The sequence below is a fragment of the Cupriavidus sp. USMAA2-4 genome (assembly GCF_001854305.1).
GTDB lineage: Bacteria > Pseudomonadota > Gammaproteobacteria > Burkholderiales > Burkholderiaceae > Cupriavidus > Cupriavidus malaysiensis.
This window is the reverse complement of record NZ_CP017748.1, coordinates 3,710,970-3,729,156: the sequence shown is the minus strand read 5'-3', so window position 1 is coordinate 3,729,156 and position 18,187 is coordinate 3,710,970. Positions and strand designations below refer to the sequence as shown.

The 18,187-nt window shown below is 68.4% G+C and carries 13 protein-coding genes; 7 read left to right on the top strand and 6 right to left on the bottom strand.

Going from position 1 to position 18,187, the window contains the following annotated elements:
- Positions 1 to 112 precede the first annotated feature (112 nt).
- The 3 genes from BKK79_RS16585 to BKK79_RS16575 form a co-directional block, all read right to left on the bottom strand.
- The gene (locus tag BKK79_RS16585) at positions 113 to 874 is read right to left on the bottom strand and encodes a slipin family protein (protein WP_071038091.1); all 762 of its coding nucleotides are present in this window, start codon (positions 872 to 874) and stop codon (positions 113 to 115) included.
- Between the two features lie 2 nt (positions 875 to 876).
- Positions 877 to 2,322: an NfeD family protein gene (locus BKK79_RS16580; RefSeq protein ID WP_157128482.1), complete on the bottom strand. Its 1,446-nt coding sequence runs from the start codon at positions 2,320 to 2,322 to the stop codon at positions 877 to 879.
- 155 nt (positions 2,323 to 2,477) lie between these two features.
- Positions 2,478 to 3,356 (bottom strand): LysR family transcriptional regulator, encoded by an 879-nt coding sequence (locus BKK79_RS16575; protein WP_071014620.1) that lies wholly within the window; start codon positions 3,354 to 3,356, stop codon positions 2,478 to 2,480.
- Between the two features lie 205 nt (positions 3,357 to 3,561).
- Between BKK79_RS16575 and BKK79_RS16570 the strand changes: the two genes are divergently transcribed.
- The 6 genes from BKK79_RS16570 to BKK79_RS16545 all read left to right on the top strand — a co-directional run bounded on the left by BKK79_RS16570 (position 3,562) and on the right by BKK79_RS16545 (position 7,965).
- Complete coding sequence (locus BKK79_RS16570) at positions 3,562 to 4,785, top strand: YbfB/YjiJ family MFS transporter (protein WP_071038089.1); 1,224 nt, start codon at positions 3,562 to 3,564, stop codon at positions 4,783 to 4,785.
- Positions 4,786 to 4,885: 100 nt separating this feature from the next.
- Positions 4,886 to 5,659 (top strand): class II aldolase/adducin family protein, encoded by a 774-nt coding sequence (locus BKK79_RS16565; protein WP_071014625.1) that lies wholly within the window; start codon positions 4,886 to 4,888, stop codon positions 5,657 to 5,659.
- Between the two features lie 75 nt (positions 5,660 to 5,734).
- On the top strand, positions 5,735 to 5,923 hold the full coding sequence (locus BKK79_RS16560) for a 4-oxalocrotonate tautomerase (RefSeq protein ID WP_071014628.1): 189 nt from the start codon (positions 5,735 to 5,737) through the stop codon (positions 5,921 to 5,923).
- 83 nt (positions 5,924 to 6,006) lie between these two features.
- Positions 6,007 to 7,038 (top strand): threonine aldolase family protein, encoded by a 1,032-nt coding sequence (locus BKK79_RS16555; RefSeq protein ID WP_071038088.1) that lies wholly within the window; start codon positions 6,007 to 6,009, stop codon positions 7,036 to 7,038.
- Between the two features lie 83 nt (positions 7,039 to 7,121).
- On the top strand, positions 7,122 to 7,697 hold the full coding sequence (locus BKK79_RS16550) for an NUDIX hydrolase (protein WP_071014633.1): 576 nt from the start codon (positions 7,122 to 7,124) through the stop codon (positions 7,695 to 7,697).
- A gap of 40 nt (positions 7,698 to 7,737) precedes the next feature.
- Positions 7,738 to 7,965: a sulfurtransferase TusA family protein gene (locus BKK79_RS16545; RefSeq protein ID WP_071014635.1), complete on the top strand. Its 228-nt coding sequence runs from the start codon at positions 7,738 to 7,740 to the stop codon at positions 7,963 to 7,965.
- A gap of 132 nt (positions 7,966 to 8,097) precedes the next feature.
- Here BKK79_RS16545 and galU read toward each other — a convergent pair whose 3' ends face one another.
- The gene (gene galU, locus BKK79_RS16540; RefSeq protein ID WP_071014638.1) at positions 8,098 to 8,967 is read right to left on the bottom strand and encodes a UTP--glucose-1-phosphate uridylyltransferase GalU; all 870 of its coding nucleotides are present in this window, start codon (positions 8,965 to 8,967) and stop codon (positions 8,098 to 8,100) included.
- Positions 8,968 to 9,019: 52 nt separating this feature from the next.
- Positions 9,020 to 11,887, bottom strand: a complete 2,868-nt coding sequence (locus BKK79_RS16535) for a valine--tRNA ligase (protein WP_071014641.1) — start codon at positions 11,885 to 11,887, stop codon at positions 9,020 to 9,022.
- A gap of 335 nt (positions 11,888 to 12,222) precedes the next feature.
- Here BKK79_RS16535 and BKK79_RS16530 point away from each other — a divergent pair, with 335 nt between their 5' ends.
- On the top strand, positions 12,223 to 14,568 hold the full coding sequence (locus tag BKK79_RS16530) for a UvrD-helicase domain-containing protein (protein WP_071038087.1): 2,346 nt from the start codon (positions 12,223 to 12,225) through the stop codon (positions 14,566 to 14,568).
- A gap of 922 nt (positions 14,569 to 15,490) precedes the next feature.
- On the opposite strand, the gene alaS is transcribed toward BKK79_RS16530, so the two are convergent.
- Entirely contained in the window at positions 15,491 to 18,115 is a 2,625-nt protein-coding gene (gene alaS, locus BKK79_RS16525) for an alanine--tRNA ligase (protein WP_071038086.1), read from the bottom strand.
- Between the last annotated feature and the right edge of the window lie 72 nt (positions 18,116 to 18,187).

The following is an 18,187-nucleotide window of genomic DNA, read 5'->3' as shown; positions in this document are numbered from 1 at the left end:
CTCATCGCGTCGCTGCAAAGGCTCGCCATCGCCGTGCGATGGCTGCGCTTTGCGCCTGGCGCTGATTCCCACATGACATGGCCCTCCCCTCTCATTTCCATGATTCTGCGGACTAGGGCTGCCCGCCGGTCCCGCGCCGCAATACGTCGAGCAGTTCCATCGGCAAGGGAAAGACGATGGTCGAGCTCTTGTCGCCGGCGATCTGCGTCAGCGTCTGCAGGTAGCGCAACTGCATGGCCTGCGGCTGGCGCGCCAGCATCTGGGCAGCCTCGAGCAGTTTCTCGGAGGCCTGCAACTCGCCCTCGGCGTGGATCACCTTGGCGCGGCGCTCGCGCTCGGCCTCGGCCTGGCGGGCGATGGCGCGTACCATCGACTCATTGAGATCGACGTGCTTGATCTCCACGTTGGAGACCTTGATGCCCCAGGCATCGGTCTGCGCGTCGAGCACCTTCTGGATATCCAGGTTGAGGCGCTCGCGCTCGGCCAGCATCTCGTCCAGCTCGTGCTTGCCGAGCACGGCGCGCAGCGTGGTCTGCGCGAGCTGGCTGGTCGCTTCCAGGAAATTGGCCACCTGGATGATGGCGCGCTCGGGATCGACCACACGGAAGTAGACCACGGCGTTCACCTTGACCGAGACGTTGTCGTGCGAGATCACGTCCTGCGGCGGCACGTCGAACACGATGGTGCGCAAGTCCACGCGCACCATCTGCTGCACGGCCGGGATCAGCAGCACCAGCCCCGGCCCCTTGACGCGCCAGAAGCGGCCCAGCATGAAGACGACGCCACGCTCGTACTCGCGCAGCACGCGGAAGGCGCTGGCGATCAGCAACACCAGCAGGAAGACGACACCGCCAAAGCTGAAGCCGTAGGCCATGGTCAGGCTCCTTTCTCGATAGAAGCGATGGGCGGCGACGCGTCCGGCGCCTGCCCTCCGGCACCGCCGTCCGCATCCGGCGACACCTCCAGCACCAGGCCCTCGCGCCGCATCACGCGCACGCGCTGGCCGCGCGCCAGCGGCTGCGCGCCGCGGATGCGCCAGCGCTCGCCGCGCACCTCCGCCCAGCCGTCGCCGCGGCAATCCTCCAGCACCACGCCCGACGCGCCGACCAGGATATCGCCACCGCTCACCACCGGCCGCCGTCGTGCGCGCAGCAGCATGGTCGACATGGCCAGCAGGAAGAGCCCGCTGACCAGCGAGAGCGCCACCACCAGGCCCACCGGCACGCCGAAGCCGGGCACATCGGTATTGATCAGCATGACCGCGCCGAAAGCGAAGGCCACGATGCCGCCCACCCCCAGCGTGCCGAAGGTGGGCAGGAACAGCTCCGCCACCATGCAGCCGATACCCAGCGCCACCAGGGCCAGCCCCGCATAGTTGACCGGCAGCATCTGCAGCGCGAACAGCGCCAGCAGCAGGCAGATGGCGCCAGCCACGCCGGGCAGCACCATGCCCGGCGTGGAGAACTCGAAGATCAGTCCATAGATGCCGATCATCATCATGACCAGCGCCACGCTGGGCTCGGTGATGACGGCCAGGAAGCGGTCGCGCCAGTCCGGCGCCAGCATCCGCACCGGCGCATGCGCGGTATGCAGGACCAGCGGCTCGCCACCCGGCGCGAGCCGCACGCTGCGGCCGTCCAGCGCACGCAGCAGCGCCGGCAGGTCGGGCGCGACGAGATCCGCCACGTGCTGCGACACCGCCTCGCCGGCAGACAGGCTGACCGCTTCGCGCACCGCGCGCTCGCCCCAGTCCGCGTTGCGCCCGCGCAGTTGTGCCAGGCCGCGGATATAGGCCGAGGCATCATGCATCTGCTTGCGCTCCATGGTGTCGGCCGGTGCCGCCTGCGGCGCGCTGCCCGGCACGGCGGCGGGCGGGGCGCCGCCCGGCTGCGCGCCGCCCAGGCCGATCTGGACCGGGCTGGCGGCGCCCAGGTTGGTGCCCGGCGCCATCGCCGCGATATGGCTGGCATACAGGATGTAGGTACCGGCGCTGGCGGCGCGCGCGCCGCCCGGGTAGACATAGCTGGCGACGGGCACGCGCGAGGCGAGGATGCCCTGGATGATCTCGCGCATCGACAGGTCGAGCCCGCCGGGCGTATCCATCTCGATCACGACCAGCTGGGCACCGTCCTGCTGCGCGTGCGCCATGCCGCGCAGCAGGTAGCCGGCGCTGGCCGGCCCGATCGCGCCGTGCAGCGGCAGCACATAGACCGGCGCGCCGGCCGGCTCGGCGCCCGCCAGCCAGCCGACGGCGGCCAGCAGCAGGCACAAGGCGACGGCCAGCCGCCGCATCAGGGCAAAGGGAAAGAACGAGTCGGGCATCATCGCGGGCAGCCGCAGCTGCGCAATGCCGTGGCGGCACCACTTCCAGTGTAGGCGACCGGGCACATCGCGGTGCGGGCAGCTTGGTATCCGTCGGCGCTGTCGCCGCCGCGCGCGCAGTCGCCTGAAGCCGCCTCAGGCCGCCTCAGGTTGGCTCAGGCGGCCGCCGCCAAGTCGCTGCCATGCCCCCGCACCACGTCGGCGAGTGCGTCCAGGGCAGCACTCGCCATCGACGGATGCCACACCAGGCGGGTGGTCACGCGGCCGGCCTCGCCCAGGCTGTGCACGCTGACCTTGGGCGGCTCGGGATACAGGCCCAGCACCGAGCGCGGTGCGATGGCGGCACCGATGCCGGCCGCCACGCAAGCGACGATGGCATGGTAGGAGCCCAGTTCCAGCACGCGCAGCGGGGAAGCGCCAGCGCCGGCACACCAGGCCTCGAAGCGGGCGCGGTAGTGGCAGCCGGCCTCGAAGGCCAGCAAGGTGCCGGTCTCGAGATCCGCGGCGCTGCGGATGGGGCGGTGGCGCGCATGCGCGATCACCACCAGTTCTTCCTCGAAGGCCGGCAGCGCCACCAGCCCGGGATCGATCACCGGCTCGGCAACGAAGACGCAGTCCACCTCGAAGCGGGCCAGGGCCAGCAAGGCCTGTCGCGTCGGGCAGGTGACCAGTTCGAGCTGCACGTCGGGCCAGGCCTGGTGATAGCTGGAGAGCACGGCCGGCAGGCGGCTCGCCGCCGTGCTTTCCATCGAGGCGATGCGCAGGCGCCCGCGCGGCCTGGCCGGCTGCACCGCCTGGCGCGCCTCGTCGGCCAACTGCAACATGCGGCGCGCATAGTCGAACAGGGTCTGGCCGGCCGGCGTCAGTACCATGCGCTTGCCATCGCGCACGAACAGTTCCACGCCCAGCGACTGCTCCAGCTGGCGGATGCGGGTGGTGACATTGGACTGCACGCGGTGCAGGCGCTCGGCGGCGCGCGTCACGCCACCCGCCTCCACCACCGTGCGGAAGATTTCCAGGGCGGCCAGGTCCATGTGAAGACTCCTTGCCGGCGCACAGGCCGGCGCATGGCCGGGAACCTTCCGGTGCAGGCCCCGAACCATCTCAAATCAAGATGTAGTCGATCTTAATTATTCATTTATAGGGATGCAAGCCAGAGCGTAGCATGGCAAGGACAGGTTGGCACAGGCCCTCTCGGCTGAGACGGCCCGGCAAACCGACCGATGAGGACGACACGACATGCTGCACACGGATGACAGGAACATTGCCGCGCTGGCCGCCGCCGGCGAGCGGGAAGCCGGCCCGTTCGCCGTCGCGCTGGCGGGACTGGTGGCATTGGCGGTGGCGATGGGCGTGGGCCGCTTCGCCTTCACACCGCTGCTGCCGATGATGCTGCACGACGGCAGCGTCAGCCTGGCGGGCGGTGGCTGGCTGGCCACCTGGAACTACATCGGCTATTTCGCCGGCGCCCTCGCCTGCCTCTTCATCCGCCCCGATGCGGCGCGCATGGTGCGCCTCGGCCTGGCGCTGACCGTGCTGCTCACCTTCGCCATGGCCGCGCCCGGCGGCATGACGGCCTGGTCCGTCTGGCGCGGCATGGCCGGCATCGCCAGCGCGCTGGTGATGGTGTACACCGCCGGCTGGTGCCTGCACCGCCTGGCCGAACTCGGACAGCCGGCGCTGGCCGGTCTGATCTTCTGCGGCCCCGGCCTGGGCATCGTCGTCACCGGGGTGTCGGCCTTCGGCATGGTCGCCGCAGGCTGGCAGGCAAACTGGGGCTGGCTGGCCTTCGGCGCCCTGGGCCTGCTGCTGACGGCCCTGGTCTGGCACGTGTTCACCCCCGAGGCCCGCGCCGCCAGCGAGGGCGCCCGCGCGGCCGCCCCGGACAGCGCGCCGCGCCTGGACGGCGGTACCTGGGCCCTGACCTTCGCCTACGGGCTGGCCGGCTTCGGCTACATCATCACCGCCACCTTCCTGCCGGTGATCGCGCGCCAGGCCATGCCGGGCTCGGTCTGGGCGGACCTGTTCTGGCCGGTGTTCGGCGTCGGCGTGACGGTGGGCGCGCTGCTGGCCACCCGGGTCGGCATTGCCCATGACAACCGGCGCCTGCTGGTGCTGACCTACGCGGTGCAGGCGCTGGGCGTGGCCATCGCGGTGGTCTGGCCCACGGTGGCGGGCTTCGCCCTGAGCAGCCTGCTGGCCGGGCTGCCCTTCACCGCCCTGGTCTCCTTCGCCATGCGCGAGGCGCGCCGGCTGTGGGGCGGGCAGGCCGCGCGCCTGATGGGGCTGATGACCGCCTCCTACGGGCTCGGCCAGATCGCCGGACCGCCGCTGGCGACGGCGCTGGTGGCCCGCGGCGGCGGCTTCGCCTCGTCGTTGTCGGCGGCCGCCGGCGCGCTCGTGCTGGGCGCGCTGATCTTTGCCTGCATGCTGCGGGTCCTGCCGTTGCCGTCGGCACGCTAGCGCGTTCTGCCCGCGCGGCGCAAGGGCGGGGACTGCGCTACAGTATCGCCTTCGCCGCCGCCGCGGTACCGCGGCCGGCGTGCTGCCGGAGCGATACGCCATGTCCTTTGCCTTGCAGCCCGCGCGCGCCGCGGGCGCCGCCCTGCCTGCCACGCCCGAGGAATGGCGCGTGCGCGTCGACCTTGCCGCCGCCTACCGGCTGGCCGCGCTGCAAGGCTGGGACGACCTGATCTACACCCATCTCTCGGCCACGGTACCGGGCGAGCCTGGCCACTTCCTCATCAATCCCTTCGGCTTCGCCTTCGACGAGATCCGCGCCAGCGACCTGGTCAAGATCAACGGCCGCGGCGAGGTGGTGGGCGAGAGCCGCCATCCGGTCAACGTGACCGGCTTCGCGCTGCACGCCGCGGTGCACGCGGCGCGCGCCGATGCCCACTGCGTCATGCACCTGCACAACACCGCCGGCGTGGCGGTCTCGGCCCAGGCCGGCGGCCTGCTGCCGCTGTCGCAGCACGCCATGCGCTTCCATGGCCGGCTCGGCTACCACGACTACGAGGGGCTGGCCTTCACGCCCGCCGAGGGCAGCCGCCTGACCGTCTCCCTGGGCGGCCATCCGGCCATGCTGCTGCGCAACCATGGCACGCTGACGGTGGGCCGCACCGTGGCCGAAGCCTATGTGCTGATGGCCACCCTGATCAAGGCCTGCGAAATCCAGATCGGCGCGCAGGCCGGCGGCGCGGTGGTGGCGGTACCAGAGCCGGTCGCCTCCAGGACCTCGGCGCAACTGCATGACGACGGCGCCGTCGAGGGCGAACTCGAATGGCCCGCGCTGCTGCGCAAACTCGATAGAATCGACGCTGGCTACAGGGACTGAACCGCCCTGGCCGGAGACAAGCAACCCGGCGGCGGCATGCATGCCACCCCGCCGGATCAATGGAGCTGACAAGCCATGCCGACTTACCACGTGGAACTGTTCGAGGGCCGCACCATCGAGCAGAAGCGCAAACTGGTGGAAGAAGTGACCCGCGTGACCTGCGAGACGCTGGGCTGCGCGCCCGGCGCCGTGGACATCATCATCACCGACGTCAAGCGCGAGAACTGGGCCACCGGCGGCGAACTCTGGGCCGACAAGAAGTAGCCGGGCCGCGGCGGAAACGCCCCCCCCCCCGTCCCCGGGGCCGCCTGCGGCGGCCCTCGCCTCCCACAGCGCCACGGCCACCCATGCAGCACTTCGCCTCAGACAACTACGCCGGCTTCTGCCCGGAATCGCTCAAGTACTTCCTCGAAGCCAACGGCAGCGGCCACGAGCAGGCCTACGGCGACGACACCTGGACGCAGAAGGTCTGCGACCGCATCCGCGACCTGTTCCAGACCGACTGCGAGGTCTTCTTCGTCTTCAACGGCACCGCCGCCAACTCGCTGGCCCTGGCCGCCCTGTGCCAGTCCTACCATTCGGTGATCTGCCATGAGCTGGCGCACATCGAGACCGACGAATGCGGCGGTCCGGAGTTTTTCTCCAACGGTTCGAAGCTGCTGACCGCGCCGGGACCCGACGGCAAGCTGACGCCGGACGCGGTGGAGGCGCTGGTCACACGCCGCAGCGACATCCACTACCCCAAGCCCAAGGTGGTCTCGCTGACGCAGTCGAGCGAGGTCGGCACCGTCTACAGCGTGGAGGAAGTGCGCGCCATCGCCGCCATCGCCAAGCGGCGCCAGCTGCGCGTGCATATGGACGGCGCGCGCTTCGCCAACGCCGTGGCCTCGCTGGGCTGCCATCCGTCCGAGGTGACCTGGCGCGCCGGCGTCGACGTGCTGTGCTTCGGCGGCACCAAGAACGGCCTGCCGGTCGGCGAGGCGGTGGTCTTCTTCGACCGCCGGCTGGCCGAGGACTTCGCCTACCGCGTCAAGCAGGCCGGCCAGCTCGCCTCGAAGATGCGCTTCATCTCGGCGCCCTGGCTGGGGCTGCTGGAGAACGACGTGTGGCTGGCCAATGCGCGCCACGCCAACGCCATGGCGCAACTGCTGCATGAGCGCATCGCCGCCATCCCGGGCGTGCGCATCATGTTCCCCACACAGTCCAACGCGGTCTTCGCCGAACTGCCGCTGCCGGCGATCGAGACGCTGCGTGCCAAGGGCTGGCGCTTCTATACCTTCATCGGTGCCGGCGGCTGCCGCTTCATGTGCTCCTGGGACCTGCAGCCGGAGACCGTGGAAGCGCTAGCGCGCGACATGCGCGCCGCCTGCGGCGCCTGAAGCCGGCGGCGGGCGGAACCGGCAGCGGAACGCAGCCCGCAAACCCAACGATACGAGACAAGAACAGACCGGAGAGTCAAGCCATGCAAGCCTATCGATTCTGCCCGCAATGCGGCGCCCCCCTGCAACTGCTGCCCCTGTCGGGCCGCGAGCGCTATGCCTGCATCGAGCACGGATGCGGATTCGTGCACTGGAACAACCCGCTGCCCGTGCTGGCGGCCGTGGTCGAATACGAAGACAAGCTGCTGCTGGCGCGCAACGCGGCCTGGCCGGAGAAGATGTTCGCACTGGTGACCGGCTTCCTGGAGCGCGACGAAACGCCCGAGGAAGGCGTGGCACGCGAGCTCAAGGAGGAGACCAACCTCGACGCCCAGGGCGTGTCGCTGATCGGTGTCTACGAGTTCATGCGCAAGAACGAGCTGATCATCGCCTACCACGTGCAGGCCACGGGCACGGTGGCCCTGTCCGAGGAACTGGCCGAATACAAGCTGGTGGCACCGGAAGACATGCGCATCTGGAGCGCCGGCACCGGTTTCGCCGTGGCCGATTTCCTGGCCCGGCGCGGCTATCCGGTGCGCTTCTTCGATCGCCAGACCGGCGCGGACATCCCCGACCCGCGCCTGCGCGGCGGCGACGCTTCGCTACAATACCGGCTGTAGAACGATCGACATCGCAAGCGAAGCTGAGAGGAAGAGAGGAATGGAGTTCCAGAAAGAAGTGGATGCGCGCGGGCTGAACTGCCCGCTGCCGATCCTGCGGACCAAGAAGGCGCTGGCCGACATGGCCAGCGGCGAGGTGCTCAAGGTGCTGGCCACCGATCCGGGCGCCACGCGCGACTTCCAGGCCTTTGCCAAGCAGACCGGCAACGAGCTGCTGTCGCACCAGGAGGTCGACAAGGTCTTCGTGTTCTACATGCGCCGGCGCTGAGTCCGCCTGCGGCAACCGCCGCGCGGCCGGTCCCAAAGACAAAGCCCCCGCGACGCGGGGGCTTTTGTTTCAGGGCCGGCGTACCTGGCGGCCTGCCGGTACCTGCCGGTACCTGCCGGTACCTGCTGGTACCTACTGGCGGGCCTGCAGGTAGGCACGGAAGTCCGCCCCGACTTCGGCATGCTTGAGCGCGAACTCGACCGTGGCCTTCAGGTAGCCCAGCTTGCTGCCGCAGTCGTAGCGCACGCCGTTGTAGCGGTAGCCGAGCACCTGCTCGTGCGCCAGCAGGTGCTGGATCGCGTCGGTCAGCTGGTACTCGCCGCCGGCGCCCGGCTTCAGCTCGCGGATGTGCTCGAAGATGCGCGGCGTCAGGATATAGCGCCCGACCACGCCCAGGTTGGAGGGTGCGTCCTCGGGTGCTGGCTTCTCGACGATGCCCGACATCTTGATCACCCGCTCATCCCACTCGCGGCCATCGATCACGCCATAGGAACGGCTCTGTTCCGGCGCGATCTCCTCGACGCCCAGCACCGAGCAGTTGTAGTGGTTGTACAGGTCCACCATCTGTTTCATCACCGGCGGATCGCCATCCAGCAGGTCGTCGGCCAGGATGATGGCAAAGGGCTCGTTGCCCACCAGCTTCTGCGCACACAAGACCGCATGGCCGAGGCCGAGCGCCTCCGGCTGGCGGACATAGAAGCACTCCACGTTGGCCGGCTTGATCGAGCGCACCACGTCGAGCAGCGCCTTCTTGTTCTTGGCCTCGAGCTCGGCCTCGAGCTCGTAGGCCTTGTCGAAGTGATCCTCGATGGCACGCTTGGAACGCCCGGTGACGAAAATCATCTCGGTGATGCCGGCGGCCATCGCCTCCTCGACCGCGTACTGGATCAAGGGCTTGTCCACCACTGGCAGCATTTCCTTCGGACTGGCCTTGGTGGCGGGCAGAAAGCGGGTTCCCAGCCCGGCTACCGGAAAGACTGCCTTGGTTACGCGGGTTTCCATGTCAGAGACTCCTATTGTCGTATTGGGGCGCTGCTGACCTGCCAAGCACGGTTCATGCCGGCAAGCGCTGCAGCTGGTCCTGCAACTTGGCCAGGGTCTGCTCGAAGTCGGCCAGGCGCTGCTGCTCCTGGGCCACGACGGCCGGCGGCGCCTTGGCGACAAAACTCTCGTTCGAGAGCTTGCCCCGGCACTTGCCGATCTCACCGCCGATGCGCTCGACCTCCTTGGCCAGGCGCGCCCGCTCGGCGGCGACGTCGATCTCGATCTTCAGCAGCAGACGATTGCCGCCGACGATGGCCACCGGTGCCCCCGCACCTTCGGCCATCAGTTCGCTCTCCTGTTCGAAGACGCGAACCTCGGAAAGTTTCGCCAGCGCCTTCACGTAGTCTGCCACGGACAGCAGGAAGGCACGATCGCCATGGGCGTACAGCGGGATCCGCTGCGCCGGCGATATGTTCATTTCACCGCGCAGGTTGCGGCAGGCATCGACCGCGGCCTTGAGCTGCGCCACCCACTGCTCCGCGTCCTCGTCGATCTTGGCCAGCGCCGGCAGCGGATAGGCCTGGGTGGCGAGGCTCTCGCTGCCATCGCCCTTGGCGCGGCCGGCAAGCGGCGCCACCTTCTGCCACAGCTCCTCGGTGATGAAGGGGATGACCGGGTGGGCCAGGCGCAGCACCGTCTCCAGCACGCGCAGCAACGTGCGGCGCGTGGCGCGCTGCTGCGCCTCGCTGCCGTTCTGGATCTGCACCTTGGCCAGTTCCAGGTACCAGTCGCAGTACTCGTCCCAGACGAACTTGTAGATGGCACTGGCGATGTTGTCGAAGCGGTACTCGGCGAAGCCTTTCTCGACCTCGGCCTCCACGCGCTGCAGCAGCGAAACGATCCAGCGGTCGGCCTGCGAGAAATGCAGGTAGCCGTCGGGGCCGCAGTCGTTGCTGCACGGGCCGAGGCCGCAGTCATGGCCTTCGGTGTTCATCAGCACGAAGCGGGTGGCGTTCCACAGCTTGTTGCAGAAGTTGCGGTAGCCCTCGCAGCGGCCGGTGTCGAAGTTGATGTTGCGGCCCAGCGTGGCCAGCGAAGCGAAGGTGAAGCGCAGCGCATCGGCGCCGAAGGCCGGGATACCCTCGGGGAATTCCTTCTTGGTCTTGGCCTCGATCTTGGGCGCGTCCTTGGGGCGGCGCAGGCCGGTGGTGCGCTTCTTCAGCAGCGGCTCGAGCGCGATGCCGTCGATCAGGTCGACCGGATCCAGTGTGTTGCCCTCGGACTTGCTCATCTTCTTGCCTTCCGAATCGCGCACCAGGCCGTGCACGTAGACGGTATGGAAGGGCACCTTGCCGGTGAAGTGCTTGGTCATCATGACCATGCGCGCCACCCAGAAGAAGATGATGTCGTAGCCGGTGACCAGCACCGACGACGGCAGGAAGTGCTTCAGCTCGGGCGTCTGCTCGGGCCAGCCCAGCGAAGAGAACGGCACCAGCGCGGACGAGAACCAGGTGTCGAGCACATCGTCCTCGCGGCGCAGCGCGCCGTCGTAGCCGGCGGCGCGGGCCTTGGCCAGGGCCTCCTGCTCGTCGCGCGCCACGTAGCAGTTGCCGGCGTCGTCGTACCAGGCGGGGATCTGGTGGCCCCACCAGAGCTGGCGCGAGATGCACCAGTCCTGGATGTTCTCCAGCCACTGGTTGTAGGTGCTGTTCCAGTTCTCCGGCACCAGCTTGATCTCGCCGCTCTGCACCGCCTCCAGCGCGACCTCGGCGATCGAACGGCCCGGATGGAAGGTGCCCTCCGGCGCCGGCTTGCTCATTGCCACGAACCACTGGTCGGTCAGCATCGGCTCGATCACGCTGCCGGTGCGCTCGCTGCGCGGCGTCATCAGCTTGTGCTTCTTGACCTCGGCCAGCAGGCCCTGCGCGTCGAGATCGGCAACGACGCGCTGGCGCGCCTCGAAGCGGTCGAGGCCGGCGTAGGCGGCAGGCGCGTCGGCCACCACCTTGGCATCCAGCGTCAGGATGGAGATCTGCGGCAGCTGGTGGCGCTGGCCCACGGCGTAGTCGTTGAAGTCGTGCGCGGGCGTGACCTTGACCACGCCGGTGCCGAACTCGCGGTCGACGTAGGCATCGGCGATCACCGGGATCTGGCGGCCGGTCAGCGGCAGGTGCACCGACTTGCCGATCAGGTGGGCATAGCGCTCATCCTCGGGGTGGACCATCACGGCGACGTCGCCAAGCATGGTCTCCGGACGGGTGGTGGCGACGGTCAGGTGGGTCAGGCCGGCCTTGGTATCCGCCTCCACCAGCGGGTAGCGGATATGCCACAGCGAACCCTCTTCCTCGACGCTGTCCACCTCCAGGTCCGACACCGCCGTGCCCAGCACCGGATCCCAGTTGACCAGGCGCTTGCCGCGATAGATCAGGCCCTGCTCGTGCAGGCGCACGAAGACCTCGGTGACCGCCTTCGACATCTCCGGCGACATCGTGAAGTACTCGCGCGTCCAGTCGATCGAGGCGCCCATGCGGCGCACCTGGCGCGTGATGGTCGAGCCCGACTCCTCCTTCCACGCCCACACCTTCTCGGTGAACTTCTCGCGGCCCAGGTCATGGCGCGAGACGCCCTGCGCCTCGAGCTGGCGCTCGACCACGATCTGCGTGGCGATGCCCGCGTGGTCCGTGCCCGGCACCCACAGCGTGTTGGCGCCCAGCATGCGCGCGTGCCGCGCCAGGCCATCCATGATGGTCTGGTTGAAGGCATGGCCCATGTGCAGCGTGCCGGTCACGTTCGGCGGCGGCAGCTGGATGGCGAAATCGGGCTTGGCCGGATCGAAGGTCGGCTGGGCGATGCCGCGCCGTTCCCACTCGGGGCCCCACTTGGCCTCGATGGCGGAGGGTTCGAAGCTCTTGGCGAGGGACTGGTCTTGGGAGGTCATGCTCGGGTATCGATGATTGCGTCGGATTCTGCGCCCCCGGGTCGGACAGGCTGGATGCGCCGGGGCAAACCACAAATTATAGGGGAGCCGGCATGGCGGGTGCGCGAAATGGCCCGGCGGCCGGCATCCACGGCAACGCCAGGGCGCGAATCCGGAATCGATCCGAGCCGCATTGTGCACCTCGAAAAGGGATGCAGGTGCCACTTTCCCCTACCTCCTGCGAGGGGATGCCGGACCCCGCACCCCGCCCCGGACGCGTCCGCGGCAGGCCTGCGCGTCCCGCCCCGGCGCAGGCCGCCCGGTATAATCCGCTGGCATTCCACAAGGCCCTCCCGATGCCAGACCTGCTCGCCAATCTCAACGCCGAACAACTCGCCGCCGTCACCCTGCCCGACGAACCGGCCCTGATCCTGGCGGGCGCGGGCAGCGGCAAGACGCGCGTGCTGACCACCCGCATCGCCTGGCTGATCCAGAACGGCCACGTCTCGCCGGCCGGCATCCTGGCGGTGACCTTCACCAACAAGGCCGCCAAGGAAATGCAGACGCGCCTGTCGGCCATGCTGCCCGTCAACACGCGCGCGATGTGGATCGGCACCTTCCACGGCCTGTGCAACCGCATGCTGCGCGCGCACTTCCGCGACGCCGGGCTGCCGCAGACCTTCGCCATCCTGGACAGCCAGGACCAGCTCTCCGCCCTCAAGCGGCTGCTCAAGGCGCACAACGTCGACGACGAGAAGTACCCGGCCAAGAACCTGCAGTACTTCATCAACAATGCCAAGGAGCAGGGGCTGCGCCCGGCCGACGTCGAGGCCAACGACGACTTCAACAAACGCTTCGTCGACCTCTACGCCGCCTACGACGAGCAGTGCCAGCGCGAGGGCGTGGTCGACTTCGCCGAACTGCTGCTGCGCTGCTACGAACTGCTGCGCTACAACGACGCCATCCGCCAGCACTACCAGCACCGCTTCCGCCATATCCTGGTCGACGAGTTCCAGGACACCAACGTGCTGCAGTACCAGTGGCTCAAGCTGCTGGCGGGCTTCGGCACGCAGCATCCGGCGGCGGTGTTCGCGGTGGGCGACGACGACCAGAGCATCTATGCCTTCCGCGGCGCCAACGTCGGCAATATGCGCGACTTCGAACACGAGTTCCGCGTGCGCCGGCTGATCAAGCTGGAACAGAACTACCGCTCGCACGGGCACATCCTGGACTCGGCCAACCACCTGATCTCGCACAATGCGCGCCGCCTCGGCAAGAACCTGCGTACCGACGCCGGCCACGGCGAGCCGGTGCGCGTGTTCCAGGCCGACTCCGACGGGCGCGAAGCGGCCTGGCTGCTCGACGAGATCCGCGACCAGGTGGCACAGGGCGCCAGCCGCTCCGAGATCGCCATCCTCTACCGCAGCAACGCGCAGTCGCGCGTGATCGAGCATGCGCTGTTCTCGGCCGGCATCCCCTACCGGGTCTACGGCGGCCTGCGCTTCTTCGAGCGAGCGGAAATCAAGCACGCGCTGGCCTACCTGCAGCTGCTGGAGAACCCGCGCAACGACGCCGCCTTCGGCCGCGTGGTCAACTTCCCCACGCGCGGCATCGGTGCGCGCTCGCTGGAAACGCTGCAGGACGCCGCGCGCCAGTACAACTGCTCGCTGTTCGAGGCGGTCGCCTACGTGCCGGGCAAGGCCGGCAGCACGCTCGGCGCCTTCGTGCGGCTGATCGAGCAGATGCGCGCCGACACGCGCCGCATGACGCTGCCCGAGACGGTCGAGCACGTCACCAACACGAGCGGCCTGGTCACCCACTACCAGGGTGAGAAGGAAGGCCAGGACCGCATCGAGAACTTGCAGGAACTGGTGACGGCGGCGCAGGCCTTCGTGGTCGAGGAAGGCTACGGCCTGGATGCGCTCGCCGCCGTGCTGTCCGCCGAACCGGCAGGCACGCGGGCCCTCGCCGCGGGCGACCAGGTCCAGCAGGTGCTGGACCCGGAAGCGCTGCCGGTGGTGATGACGCCGCTGGTCGCCTTCCTCACGCACGCCTCGCTGGAGGCGGGCGACAACCAGGCCCAGGCAGGCCAGGACGCGGTGCAGATGATGACCGTGCATGCCGCCAAGGGCCTGGAGTTCGACGTGGTCTTCATCACCGGGCTGGAAGAAGGCCTGTTCCCGCACGAGAACAGCATGATGGACCCGGACGGCCTGGAGGAAGAGCGCCGCCTGATGTATGTGGCCATCACGCGCGCGCGCAAGCGCCTCTACCTGTCCTTCGCGCAGAGCCGCGTGCTGCACGGCCAGATGCGCTACCACGTGCGCTCGCGCTTCTTCGAAGAACTGCCCGACGCGGCACTCAAATGGCTGACTCCGCCCGCCGCCGGCCCCGGCAGCCAGCCGCGCCGGCAGAACGAAGGCGGCTGGGGGCGCGACTGGTTCAAGAAGCCGGAGGACGTGCCCTTCACTGGCAGCAAACCCACTGGCGGCATGGACCGCGGCAACAACTACGCGAACGCGCAGCGCGAGGCCGGCAGTGGCTTCCGCATCGGGCAGGGGGTGTTCCACAACAAGTTCGGCGAGGGTGTGATCACGGCGCTGGAAGGCAGTGGCGCGGATGCGCGCGCCAATATCAACTTCAAGCGGCATGGTGCCAAGTGGCTGGCGTTGGCTGTGGCTAAGCTGGATCCTATTGATTGATTGGGGGTTGGGGCTTGGACCCGACTGCCGGCCGCTATCGGACTGCTTGAGGTGTCGCGCTTTGTCGAGCGGTGTTGGCGGTGTTGGCGGTTGCACCCAACGGCCGGCCGCTCTCGGATTGCTTGAGGTATCGCATTTTGTTGGGTGGCGTTGGCGGTTGGACCCAACGACCGTACGACATCCCCCTGCGGGGGCTGCCGGTCACTTTTCTTTGCGTTCTGCAAAGAAAAGTAACCCAAAGAAAGCAGACCCTGCCGGGGGCAGAGCAATCAGGCTCGCCGGCTTAGTCGCCGGCTGTGGTGGGCGTGTCGGCTCTGCTTGTCTCTGCCGTTCGCGTGGCGGGCCATCACGGCATTACGACCTTCCTGAGTTCTATTGCCTTGCCCCTGATGGCAGGCGGCCTTGGTAGTTCGACCATCTGCCGTTACCGGGGAGGAGCGCCACTTCCTTGGCGGCGTGCCTGGTTGCATTGCAGGCCTGGGGCTCCCGTGCAAGCCGGGCAGCAAGCGTGATTGCCAGCAGGATCTCGACGAAGGAAGGCCCAGGGTGAAGTCCGCTCGGGCCCACCCATGAGGAGTGGCACTCCACGTCGACCACTTTGCGTTTCAATCGCCAGGAACCACAACAGCGCCCCTCACGCCAAACCGGGGGCCACTTCCCGGCAATAAGACCAGCGCCATTCAGTAGAGAGCGACCATCCGCCCCGGTATCGGCAGATGGTCGAACCACCTCGCCGCCCGCCATCAGGGGCCCACCATCCCTGCTCGCGACATCGGCAGCGCCGACCACGTCCGCACCGGCCGCGGCAGCGACCAGCAGAGCCGCCACGCACGCCACAAAGAACAAAGGGCGCCGAAGCGCCCTTTGTTCTATTGCGCCGCGGCACCCTCCCCGCAACACATCACCGGCAAGCCCGAAAACCTCAGACCTTGCCTGCCACCCATTCGCTGACACCCGCCAGCGCCTGCGGCAGCTTGGCCGGCTCGGTGCCACCGGCCTGTGCCATGTCCGGGCGGCCGCCGCCCTTGCCGCCGACCTGCTGGGCGACAAAGTTGACCAGCTCACCCGCCTTCACCTTGGCGGTCGCATCGGCGGTCACGCCGGCGATCAGGCTGACCTTGCCGTCGGCTACCGCGGCCAGCACGATGGCCGCGCTGCCCAGCTTGTCCTTGAGCTTGTCCATGGTCTCGCGCAGCGTCTTGACGTCGGCACCGTCGAGCTGGGCGGCCAGCACCTTCAGGCCCTTGATGTCGACGGCCTGCGCGGCCAGTTCGTCGCCCTGCGAGGCGGCCAGCTTGCTCTTCAGGCGCTCCAGTTCCTTCTCCAGCGCGCGCACCTGCTCCTGCACCTGGCCGATGCGCGGCACCAGTTCGGACGGCTGCGCCTTCAGCGCGGCGGCGGCCTCGTTGAGCTTGGCATCGAGCGCCTGCAGGTAATGCAGCGCGTTGTCGCCGGTGATTGCCTCGACCCGGCGGATGCCGGCGGCCACGCCGCCTTCCACCACGATCTTGAACAGGCCGATGTCGCCGCTGCGGTGCACGTGGGTGCCGCCGCACAGTTCCTTCGAGCTGCCGATCGACAGCACGCGCACGTCGTCGGCGTACTTCTCGCCGAACAGCGCCATGGCGCCGCTCTTGACGGCGTCGTCGAAGGCCATGACCTCGGCGCGCGTGTCTTCGTTCTTCAGGATCTCCGCGTTGACGATCTCCTCGACGCGGCGGATCTCGTCGTCGCTCAGGGGCGCGTTGTGCGAGAAGTCGAAGCGGGTCTTGTCGGCGTCGACCAGCGAGCCCTTCTGCTGCACGTGGGCGCCCAGCACCTCGCGCAGGGCCTTGTGCATCAGGTGGGTGGCCGAGTGGTTGCGCATGGTGCGCGCGCGGCGCAGCGCGTCGACCTCGGCGCGCACGGTGTCGCCCACCTTGAGCGGGGCGCCGGACAGCGTGCCCTGGTGGCCGAACACTTCGGCCTGGATCTTGGTGGTATCGGCCACGGCGAACTGCGCGGCACCGGCCTGCAGCACGCCCCGGTCGCCGGCCTGGCCGCCGGATTCGGCGTAGAAGGGGGTGTTGTCGAGCACGACCACGCCGCTCTGGCCCGGCTGCATGGCATCGACGGCGGCGCCGTCGACATACAGCGCGGTCACGCGGGCACCGTCGACCACCAGCTTGTCATAGCCGTGGAAGGCGGTCTTGTCGCCGTTGTACTCCAGGCCGGCGGCCATCTTGAACTTGCCGGCCGCGCGCGCCTGTTCGCGCTGGCGGCTCATGGCGGCATCGAAGGCGGCCTCGTCCACGCTGAGTTCCTGCTCGCGGCAGACGTCCTGGGTCAGGTCGAGCGGGAAGCCGAAGGTGTCGTGCAGCTTGAAGGCCAGCTCGCCATCGAGCACCTTGCCGCCCTGGGACTTCAGTTCGGCCACGGCCGCGTCGAGGATGGACATGCCGTTCTCGATAGTCTCGAAGAAGCGTTCTTCCTCGGCCTTCAGCACCTCGATCACGCGTGCCTGCGCCTCGGCAAGTTCGGGATAGGCTTCGCCCATCTGCGCCACCAGGTCCGGCACCAGCTTGTGGAAGAACGGGGTCTTCCGGCCCAGCTTGTAGCCGTGGCGGATGGCGCGGCGGATGATCCGGCGCAGCACGTAGCCGCGGCCTTCGTTGCCGGGGATCACGCCGTCGACGATCAGGAAGGAGCAGGCGCGGATGTGGTCGGCGATGACCTTCAGCGAGTTCTGCGCCAGGTCGGCGGTATGCGTCTCGCGGCCGGCGGCCTGGATCAGTGCCTGGAACAGGTCGATCTCGTAGTTGCTGTGCACGTGCTGCAGCACCGCGGCGATGCGCTCCAGGCCCATGCCGGTGTCCACGCACGGCTTGGGCAGGCGCGGCATATTGCCCTGCTCGTCGCGGTTGAACTGCATGAACACCAGGTTCCAGATCTCGATGTAGCGGTCGCCGTCGGCGTCCGGCGATCCCGGCGGGCCGCCCCACACGTCCGGGCCGTGGTCGTAGAAGATTTCCGAGCACGGGCCGCAGGGACCGGTGTCGGCCATCTGCCAGAAGTTGTCCGAGGCGTAGCGCGCGCCCTTGTTGTCACCGATGCGCACGATGCGCTCGACCGGCACGCCGACTTCCTTGGCCCAGATGTCATAGGCCTCGTCGTCTTCCTCGTACACCGTGACCCACAGCTTGTCGGCCGGCAGCTTGTAGACCTGGGTCAGCAGTTCCCAGGCGTACTGGATCGCTTCGCGCTTGAAATAGTCGCCGAAGGAGAAGTTGCCCAGCATCTCGAAGAAGGTGTGGTGCCGCGCGGTGTAGCCCACGTTCTCCAGGTCGTTGTGCTTGCCGCCGGCGCGCACCGAGCGCTGCGCCGAGGTGGCGCGGGTGTAGGGGCGCTTGTCGGTGCCGAGGAAGACGTCCTTGAACTGCACCATGCCGGAGTTGGTGAACAGCAGCGTCGGGTCGTTCGCCGGCACCAGGCTGGACGAGCGGACCACGGTATGGCCCTTCGACTCGAAGTACTGCAGGAACTTGCTGCGGATGTCGGAGACTTTCATGTTGGGGCAAGGGCGTCCCGCGGCGGAGCGGTGAACGGCCGGTCGGATGGAATTTGCAAACTTTTTATTATA

Coding starts and splice junctions, on each gene's coding strand:
- BKK79_RS16575 (WP_071014620.1), bottom strand. CDS start 3,356: ATGGACCTGGCCGCCCTGGAAATCTTCCGCACGGTGGTGGAGGCGGGT.
- BKK79_RS16565 (WP_071014625.1), top strand. CDS start 4,886: ATGTCCTTTGCCTTGCAGCCCGCGCGCGCCGCGGGCGCCGCCCTGCCT.
- BKK79_RS16580 (WP_157128482.1), bottom strand. CDS start 2,322: ATGCCCGACTCGTTCTTTCCCTTTGCCCTGATGCGGCGGCTGGCCGTC.
- BKK79_RS16560 (WP_071014628.1), top strand. CDS start 5,735: ATGCCGACTTACCACGTGGAACTGTTCGAGGGCCGCACCATCGAGCAG.
- BKK79_RS16550 (WP_071014633.1), top strand. CDS start 7,122: ATGCAAGCCTATCGATTCTGCCCGCAATGCGGCGCCCCCCTGCAACTG.
- BKK79_RS16555 (WP_071038088.1), top strand. CDS start 6,007: ATGCAGCACTTCGCCTCAGACAACTACGCCGGCTTCTGCCCGGAATCG.
- galU (WP_071014638.1), bottom strand. CDS start 8,967: ATGGAAACCCGCGTAACCAAGGCAGTCTTTCCGGTAGCCGGGCTGGGA.
- BKK79_RS16530 (WP_071038087.1), top strand. CDS start 12,223: ATGCCAGACCTGCTCGCCAATCTCAACGCCGAACAACTCGCCGCCGTC.
- BKK79_RS16545 (WP_071014635.1), top strand. CDS start 7,738: ATGGAGTTCCAGAAAGAAGTGGATGCGCGCGGGCTGAACTGCCCGCTG.
- alaS (WP_071038086.1), bottom strand. CDS start 18,115: ATGAAAGTCTCCGACATCCGCAGCAAGTTCCTGCAGTACTTCGAGTCG.
- BKK79_RS16585 (WP_071038091.1), bottom strand. CDS start 874: ATGGCCTACGGCTTCAGCTTTGGCGGTGTCGTCTTCCTGCTGGTGTTG.
- BKK79_RS16535 (WP_071014641.1), bottom strand. CDS start 11,887: ATGACCTCCCAAGACCAGTCCCTCGCCAAGAGCTTCGAACCCTCCGCC.
- BKK79_RS16570 (WP_071038089.1), top strand. CDS start 3,562: ATGCTGCACACGGATGACAGGAACATTGCCGCGCTGGCCGCCGCCGGC.